General features: G+C 59.7%; 6 protein-coding genes. 3 read left to right on the forward strand and 3 right to left on the reverse strand.

The window, feature by feature from the left end:
• A partial coding sequence (locus tag IQ273_RS26380) for a heavy metal translocating P-type ATPase (protein WP_194026116.1) occupies window positions 1-1,798 on the forward strand: 1,798 nt, incomplete at its 5' end.
• Between the two features lie 189 nt (window positions 1,799-1,987).
• Window positions 1,988-4,207, forward strand: a complete 2,220-nt coding sequence (locus IQ273_RS26385) for an AAA family ATPase (RefSeq protein ID WP_194026117.1) — start codon at window positions 1,988-1,990, stop codon at window positions 4,205-4,207.
• Window positions 4,208-4,230: 23 nt separating this feature from the next.
• Here the strand turns inward: IQ273_RS26385 and IQ273_RS26390 are convergent, their stop codons facing one another.
• Genes IQ273_RS26390 through IQ273_RS26400 form a run of 3 tightly spaced genes read right to left on the reverse strand, consistent with a single transcriptional unit; the run spans window position 4,231 to window position 7,586 of the window.
• Window positions 4,231-4,845: a hypothetical protein gene (locus IQ273_RS26390; RefSeq protein WP_194026118.1), complete on the reverse strand. Its 615-nt coding sequence runs from the start codon at window positions 4,843-4,845 to the stop codon at window positions 4,231-4,233.
• A gap of 12 nt (window positions 4,846-4,857) precedes the next feature.
• Window positions 4,858-6,546 (reverse strand): ATP-dependent DNA ligase, encoded by a 1,689-nt coding sequence (locus IQ273_RS26395; protein WP_194026120.1) that lies wholly within the window; start codon window positions 6,544-6,546, stop codon window positions 4,858-4,860.
• Between the two features lie 35 nt (window positions 6,547-6,581).
• Window positions 6,582-7,586: a succinylglutamate desuccinylase/aspartoacylase family protein gene (locus tag IQ273_RS26400; RefSeq protein WP_194026121.1), complete on the reverse strand. Its 1,005-nt coding sequence runs from the start codon at window positions 7,584-7,586 to the stop codon at window positions 6,582-6,584.
• A gap of 235 nt (window positions 7,587-7,821) precedes the next feature.
• Here IQ273_RS26400 and IQ273_RS26405 point away from each other — a divergent pair, with 235 nt between their 5' ends.
• Window positions 7,822-8,367: an NADPH-dependent FMN reductase gene (locus IQ273_RS26405; protein ID WP_194026119.1), complete on the forward strand. Its 546-nt coding sequence runs from the start codon at window positions 7,822-7,824 to the stop codon at window positions 8,365-8,367.
• The last annotated feature ends 283 nt before the right edge of the window (window positions 8,368-8,650 follow it).

The raw sequence follows: 8,650 nt of genomic DNA on the forward strand, positions 1-8,650 counted from the left end.
GGGCGGGGCTCTGTTGATTCTGACGGCGGCTTACATCATCGGTGGGTTCGACAGTGCCCGCGAAGGCTTGACCACCCTGCTGCAAGAGCAAGAACTGGATGTAGACCTGCTGATGATCGTAGCGGCTCTGGGTGCAGCCAGCCTGGGACTGTGGCGGCAAGAGTACTACCTGATTGTGGATGGGGCCGTGCTGATCTTGATCTTCGCCATCAGTGGAGCCCTGGAGGGCTATGCTATGCAGCGCACCGAGCGCAGTATTCAGGGGCTGATGGGGTTAACGGCAGATACAGCCCGACGGCTTCATCAGGGTCAAGAGCACACCGTACCCATTGCCAGCCTCCAGGTTGGCGATCGCATTTTGGTTAAACCAGGGGAACTGGTGCCCACCGATGGCGTGGTGGTAGAAGGAGCCAGTACCCTCAACCAGGCTTCGATTACCGGGGAATCTGTGCCGGTAGAGAAAACCGCTGGGGATGAGGTCTTTGCCGGTACGCTAAATGGCCACGGGGCACTGCGGCTGAATATCCATCAACCGCCAGAAAGCAGCTTAATTCAGCGGGTGATTCGGCTGGTGCAGCAGGCCCAGACGGAAGCGCCCCCCTCCCAGCAGTTTATTGAGCGGTTTGAGCGGGGCTACGCCAAGGTGATTGTGATCGCCGGAATTCTGCTGAGCACGCTACCGCCTTTCCTGCTGGCCTGGTCTTGGGAGGAAACGATTTATCGGGCGCTGATTTTTCTGGTGGTAGCTTCCCCCTGTGCGCTGATGGCTTCGATTATGCCGACGTTGCTCTCGGGCATTGCCAACGGAGCCCGCCAGGGTATTCTGTTCAAAAACGGAGCCCAGCTAGAGCAAATTGGGCGCATTCGGGCGATCGCTTTTGATAAAACCGGCACGTTAACCACGGGTAATCTTCAGGTGGTAGATGTGCTGGCGACCCAGCCCGAGCCAACCCAACTCCTACAGGTGGCAGCGGCGCTGGAGAGCCTGTCAGAACACCCTATTGCAGAAGCGATTGTGCAGGCTGCCTGTCAGCAAGACCTGACCTGGCCGTCAGCTACGAATGGGCAGGCTCAGGCTGGGCTAGGTATCACCGCCGACCTAGACGGTTACCGGGCGGTGGTGGGCAAAGCCGCCTTTGTTCAAACCCAGGTGAAAGACGTTCCCAGTAATCTGGTGGAACCCAGTCAGCAGTGGGAGTCGGAGGGCAAAACCGTGATCTGGGTGGCCCAGGCCGGAGAGTTGTTGGGGCTGATTGCCGTGGCTGACAGGGTTCGGCCCACCGCCGCCCAGGCCGTGGCGCGCCTCAAACAGTTGGGCGTGGAGCAGGTGGTCATGCTGACGGGAGATAACCCGCGCACCGCCCACAGCATTGCCCAGCAGGTCGGCGTCGATCAGGTTTACGCTGAACTGCTACCCGAAGATAAAGTCGAGGTGATTCGCCAACTCCAGCAGCAGTATCAAACCGTCGCCATGGTGGGGGATGGCATCAATGATGCTCCTGCCCTGGCCCAGGCGACCGTCGGCATTGCCATGGGAGCCGCCGGCAGCGATATTGCTCTAGAAACCGCTGACATTGTGTTGATGGCCGATCGCCTGGAGCGGTTAGAGCACGCGATTCGGCTGGGCCGTCGTGCCCAGAGCGTGGTGAAGCAAAACATTGTGTTTGCCCTAAGTTTTGTGGTGGTGTTGCTAGTCCTAAATTTTGCTGGTGACATGACCTTGCCCTTGGGGGTACTGGGCCATGAAGGCTCCACGGTGATGGTCACCCTGAGCGGCCTGCGGCTGCTGAAAGGCTAAGGGAATGCACGCTGGTTCAGCCAGTGTGAAATTGCCCTATTGCCGCACAATGGCTCAGCTAAGGCCCCAGCCGAGGCTAACCCGATCGGCCCAGCGGCCATCTGGGGGCATAGCCTAGGGCCTCGGCAGTACTATAGATCAACGGTGCGGCCCGATCGCCGCCCGGGGTGTTTCGTCAGCCCTACCCCGATGGATCTCTTTGACCACAGCCGCCAGGCCCAGATTGCCCGCGATGCCCCCCTGGCGGCGCGGCTGCGACCCCGCACCCTTGATGAATTCATTGGCCAAGATGCAGTCGTCGGGCCGGGGCGACTGCTGCGGCGAGCCATTCAGGCCGACCAGCTTTCCTCGCTGATTTTTTTTGGCCCACCTGGTACGGGCAAAACCACCCTGGCCCAGATCATTGCCAACACCACCAGCGCCCACTTCATCGCGCTGAATGCGGTGCTGGCGGGGGTAAAAGATATTCGGGAGGCGATCGCAGCCGCCCAGGAGCTGCGCGGTCAGTACGGCAGGCGCACGATTCTGTTTGTCGACGAGGTGCACCGCTTTAACAAAGCCCAGCAGGATGCGCTGCTGCCTTGGGTGGAAAACGGCACGGTGATTTTGATTGGGGCCACCACCGAGAACCCCTTCTTTGAGGTCAACAAGGCGCTGGTCAGCCGATCGCGCATTTTTCAGCTCAAGCCGCTGGAGGCCGCAGACCTGTACCGGGTGGTGGAGCAGGCGCTGGCGGATCAAGAGCGGGGCTACGGCGATCGCCCCATTCAGCTCGAACCCGATGCGATCGATCACCTGGTGAACGTCGCCAATGGCGACGCCCGCGCCCTGCTCAATGCCCTGGAGCTAGCGGTGGAAACCACGCCCCCCGACGAATCGGGCCACATTCACATTCCCCTGGCGGTGGCGGAAGACTCGATTCAGCAGCGGGCGGTGCTCTACGACAAAGAGGGCGATGCCCACTTCGATACCATCAGCGCCTTTATCAAAAGCGTGCGCGGTTCCGACCCCGATGCGGCCCTGTACTGGCTGGCCCGCATGGTCTACGCGGGCGAAGACCCCCGCTTTATCTTTCGCCGTCTGGTGATTTTGGCCAGCGAAGACATTGGCCTGGGTGATCCCCACGCCGTTACTGTCGTCACCAGCTGCGCCGCCGCCTTCGACCGGGTGGGCATGCCCGAGGGGCGCTACCCCCTGGCTCAGGCGACGCTGTATTTAACTACCGCGCCTAAATCTAACAGCACCATGGGCTTTTTTGACGCCCTAGCCGCCGTCGAGCACGAGCGCGAAGCGGAGGTGCCCAACCCCATGCGAGACGGCAACCGCGACAGCAAAGGCTTTGGCCACGGCAAAGGCTACCTGTACCCCCACGCCTACCGCGACCACTGGGTCGAGCAGCAGTATTTGCCCAGCGGCTTGCAGGGGCAGGTGTTCTACCAGCCTTCCGACCAGGGCTACGAGGCGAGCGTTCAGACCCAGGTGGCCCAGCGGCGCGAGGCCCAGCTAGCGGCGATGGTCGACGGCGGCGGTGCCCTACCGGAATCGCTCACCTACAGCCCCGACGACCCAGCCCGCGATCGCTGGCTGCAGCGCACCCTCAGCCAGGCAGGTGAGCAGCTGGGGCAGGTGCGCGATCGCATTTTTGAGCTGGCCCCGCCCCAGCGCCACCACCGCATTCTCGACCTCAACGCCCGCACGGGGCTGCTCACCTGGGAGGCCCTGCGCCGGGTGCCCGAGGGCGGTGTCTATGCCCGTGTGCACACCGCCCAAGATCAGGTGGCGCTGGCAGAACAGGCGGCTCAGCTGTCCGAACTGATCCGCCCCGTACTGGTCCATGCCGACTTTGAGGCCCTGGCGGCCTACCTGGAGGCGCACACGCCGGGGGTGCGCTTCGAGCGAATTGTGGGCCGCAATGCCTTTAGCCAGGTGGTCAATCGCGATCGCTTCATCGAGATTGTGCAGGCGTTTTTGGCGATTGAGGGGGTAGTGGTGCTGGCCGAAACCATCCCCCGCCACAGCCAGCGCATCTCGGACCTGGTAGATGCCAGCGGTTTGAGCAAGGCGCTGGTCAAGCGCTGGCACCAGGCCGACGAGGCGATCGCCCACTCCACCACCGACCCCCGCTTCAACTGGCAGGCCGACACCCTACAAACCCTCTTTCGCAAAGCAGGGTTTACCGTTCAGCTCACTGAAGACATTCTGCACAGCAGCATTTATGTGTCTTCGGCGCTGCTACAGCGGTGGTTTGCGTCTGGCGGCACCCCACCCAGCTATCGCGATCAGCTGGCTCAGCATTTATTGGAGAAGGACATTGCCACCATTCAGCAGAGTTGCCAGCGGCAGCTCCAGGGCAAGACCGTGCAGTGGCGATCGCCCCTGGTCTACCTGGTAGCCAAGGTCAGCGCGTAACAACGGCCCATCAAAATACAGGGTCACGACGTAAGGACATAAACCAGAATGCGGAGCAGATCCTCTAGGTCAGCGGGTACCCGGTAGAGATTGAGATCTTGGGTGACATGGCGAGACTTGCGATCGAACTGGCCGAACTGCCAGATATTGCCTGTAGAAATAGCCCCTTGCAGAACGGTTTGATCTGAGTCGATCCACTGATCAAGGGCAATTAATTCAATTGCAAGCTGCACAAAACCGCGCTCCAGATCTTCGTTTTTAGCCTCAATTACCAAAAACGTATCGCCATTTTGTAACAAGTAATCGAGCGATCCTTTGAGCTGATTACTCACCGCTACGGGGTATTCCACATTGAGAGTCGCCTGGGTGTAGTGCAACACATCGGTTAGCACTGGGGCAATCAAAAACTCCCGGCGGGCCATTTCGCTAGTTAGGCTTAGACGGGGCAGGCTTTCCTCAATGCGGGTTTTGAGGTCAGTTAAGCGATCGAGGGAGCCAGCGTGGCGGGGCAAAGTCAACGACTGCCGCTGCAGCGTAACGCCAAAATACGCCAAAATATCCTGTGGCGCAAAGTTGAGCTTAAAGTAATCTGCAAAGGTATAAGACTGATCGGCCTGGATAATGGCGGCTCTAGGCATATCACAAACCGTTTATTGAAAGAGTTCCAGCAGGGCTTGGGCCGATTCTAACGTATCGGCTTCGATCGCAGGTTTATCCTGCCGCCAGCGCAGAATGCGGGGAAAGCGCACCGAAATGCCCGACTTGTGGCGGGTTGATTTTGCAATACCCTCAAAACCAATCTCAAAAACGTGAACTGGCTCGACCGATCGCACCGGCCCAAACCGCTCCGTCGTGTGGCGGCGAATCCACTTGTCTAGGGCGTCGATTTCGGCATTGTCTAGCCCGCTGTAGGCTTTGGCAAAGGGCACCAGAGTTTCGCCCTGCCAGAGGGCAAAGGTGTAGTCGGTAAACAGGTTGGCCCGCTTGCCGCTGCCCGCCTGGGCGTAGATCAGCACCGCATCGAGGCTCATGGGGTCAACCTTGTACTTCCACCAGTAGCCGCGCTTGCGGCCCACCAGGTAGGGGCTATCGATCGCTTTTACCACCAGCCCTTCGGCTCCCTGCTGGCGGGAGTTTTCGCGCAATTCGGCCAGTTCGGCAAAGGAGTGGAACTCTAAAGGAATGGATTGGTGGAGGTTGGGGGCGGTGTGCACGGCCAATAGGGTGGTGAGGGATTGGGTGCGATCGCCCCAGCTTTTCTCCCGGATATCCACGCCGCCGAACTCCAGCAGATCGTAGGCGATGAAGTGCACCGGGTTTTGCTCCATCACCTTTTTGCTGACTTTCTTGCGGCCCAGGCGCTTTTGCAGATGGTTGAACGACAGCGGCCTATTGTCTTGCCAGCAGAGAATTTCGCCATCCATCACAATGCCGTTTGGAAAGGTCGCCATCATTGCTTCTATTTCAGGAAACTGAGCCGTCACCAGGTCTTCGCCCCGCGACCAGACAAATACCTGGTCGTCCCGCTTGATCACCTGGGCGCGAATGCCGTCCCACTTCCACTCGGCCCGCCAGCGCTCAAAGTCTTCGCTCTGAAATTTGGCTTCGTCCAGCGACGTGGCCAGAAAGAACGGGTAGGGCTGGCTGGGGGCATTCTGCGTTGCTTCCTCGCTGGTTAGGTTGGCATAGAACTCGACTGTGGGGGTAAACTCGCCCATCAGGCGGTGGGTCAGCACGGGTTCTGAGATGCCCGTGGCGGCAGCGAGACCTTTGATCACCAGCTTTGCCGATGCGCCGACCCGAAAGGCTCCGGTGAGAATTTTGTTGAGGACAAAAACCTCGGTGTTATCCAGCGCTGCCCACCAGGAAACGATTAGATCGCGGCGTTCGTCGTCGGTCTCCATTGCCTTGACCATCGGAATAATTTCCTCCATCCACTGGTGCAAGGGGATGGAATTGGGGAAACGGGATTGAGCATCGCCATCAACCTCGGTAGGGGCAAACGGCCGTTTGCCCCTACCGGGAACAGCGCTATTTTTAGGGGACTGCCCCGCCAAATCTACATCGCGCAGCAGCAGGGCGATTACCTCTGCTGAGTCGCCCACCTGGGCGTAGCAGTCTTTGAACAGCCATTCGGGAATGTCGGAAATTTGCAGAAACACATCTCGCAGCACCCGCGACGTTACCGTGCGGCGGCGAGTTTTGCCCAGCAGCAGGTAGAGCGCCCAGACTTTGTTGGCGGGGTCGGCGGCTTGAAAGTAGGCCTGTAGCGATCGCACCTTCTCATTGGTCGAGGTAGTGGCATCTATATCCTGAAAAAGCTGGGTAAATCGCTGCATGGCTGGCAGAATGGGCACGGGTAATTTTGCTCATCCTACTGTTCTTGTTCGGCCTCTGCCTTCTGGCTAGCGACGTGGACTAAGGCATCGCCCTGGTTAACCAGCGGATTTTGGCCGTGCCCAATGACGATACCCGCTATGGGGCTGCGCACCTGCACCGGCTTATCGCCAAAGGTATCGCTGATAAACCCCATGGGCTGGCGCTGTTTGACCTCGTCACCCAACGCTATACAGCGGTGCCAAATGCCACTACGAGAGGCCCGCACCCAGCGAGTTTGTTGCGCTTCTACCGTGGGTGGTGGCGGTGTATCGATAGGGGCGACCATGCCCAGGTAGGCCATCACCCGATAGATGCCGTCTACCCCAGTTTGAATGGCCGCTTCGTCGAATCGCAGCGCCTCGCCCGCTTCGTAGAGCAGGGTGGGAATGTGGCGCTTGGCGGCGGCCTGGCGCAGCGAGCCATCGCGGTGAGAGGCGTGGATAATGACCGGGGCACCAAAGGCTTTGGCAAAGGCGTAGGTGGCTGGGTCTTGCAGGTCGGCCCGCACCTGGGGCAGGTTGATGCGGTGAATGGCCGCCGTGTGCAGGTCGATGCCGTGGGTGCACTGGCTGACCACTTCGCGCATAAACAGGGCCGCCAATCGACTGGCCATCGACCCCCGGCTAGAGCCCGGAAACGACCGGTTCAGGTCGCGGCGATCGGGCAGGTAGCGCGACTGCTCTAGTAGGCCAAAGATATTCACCACCGGCACCGCGATCACTGAGCCACTCAGGCGGCTGGGCCTGAGCGCCTTCGCTACCCGACGAATAATATCAACTCCGTTAAGCTCGTCGCCGTGGATGGCGGCGCTTAGCCACAGGCGCGGCCCCGGCTTTTTGCCGCTGATCACCGTCACCGGCAGCGACATCATGGTGCCGGTGGTGAGGCGGGCGATCGGCAGGTCAAGTCGCACTCGCCTGCCGCGAGGAATAGTTTCGCCCCCAATGGTGAGTGGGGAGAGGGGAAAAGCCGTCGAGGCTGTCAGGCTGGCCGCCCCCATGTGCTGCAGAGACTCTGGTGTGGGTTTGCCCAAGGCAACCTCCAAACACAACCGGCAAACAAAGGAGGGTTGCTGTGCCGCCACTATAGCCAATTCGGGTCGGGATGGGCCGAAAAATTGTTGGGCTTGGGACTGGGGCTTAGGTTTGCGATCGCCCCCTGCCCTTGACAGAATGCCGTAAACCTCATTAACTTGAAGTCATAACGATTATGAGTAAGCAGTTGGGAGATGTGTAATGGTGAAGTTTGTAGGTATTGCCGGGAGTCTGCGGTCCAACTCGTACAGTCAGCTGGCGCTGGGGCTGGCCTGCGATCGCCTGCGCGCCCTGGGGGCCGAGGTTGAGCAACTCGACCTGCGCGAGATGGATTTGCCCCTCTGCCACGGCGGCAAAGAGTATCCCAATCATCCCGACGTGGCCCGGCTGCAGCAGGCCTTTCTGGAGGCTGACGGGTTTGTGCTGGTGACGCCGGAGTACCACGGCAGCGTTAGCGGCGTGCTCAAAAATGCGCTCGATTTGATGAGCTTTGAGCAGCTCGATGGCAAAGTGGCTGGGGCGATCAGCATCCTGGGTGGCCAGTCGAACAACAATGCCCTCAACGATCTGCGCACCATTCTGCGCTGGGTTCATAGCTGGGTGATTCCGGAACAGGTGGCGATCGGTCAGGCGTGGCAGGCCTTTGATGACCAGGGCAAGTTGACCGATGAAAAGCTCTCCCAACGCCTTGACGGGTTTGCCCAGAGCCTGTTTGACAACACCCGCAAGCTGCGCGGAGTTGATTAAGGGATTCGCCCCCAGATAAGTACCAGCTAAAATAGCTACTCCATGATGGATTCCCGCCTGCGCGGGAATGACGTTGGGACTTTATTAACTTGCGCGTCCCGGAGTAACCTCTTCCCAACCCAGCAGCGCGACGATCTGCTGGGCCAGGGTGAGGGGGTACCCCTGTTAAGGTGAACGTTTGTTCTCCTTTTGCTTGAGGAGCCGAGCGGTGGCAACATGGGGATGCTTCGGATTAAACGGCTCCTTTTTAGCAGGTTTTTTGGGACCTCTGGGAGAGGACGAA

Origin of the sequence: Nodosilinea sp. LEGE 07298 (genome assembly GCF_015207265.1) — a bacterium.
Classification (GTDB): Bacteria; Cyanobacteriota; Cyanobacteriia; order Phormidesmidales; family Phormidesmidaceae; genus Nodosilinea.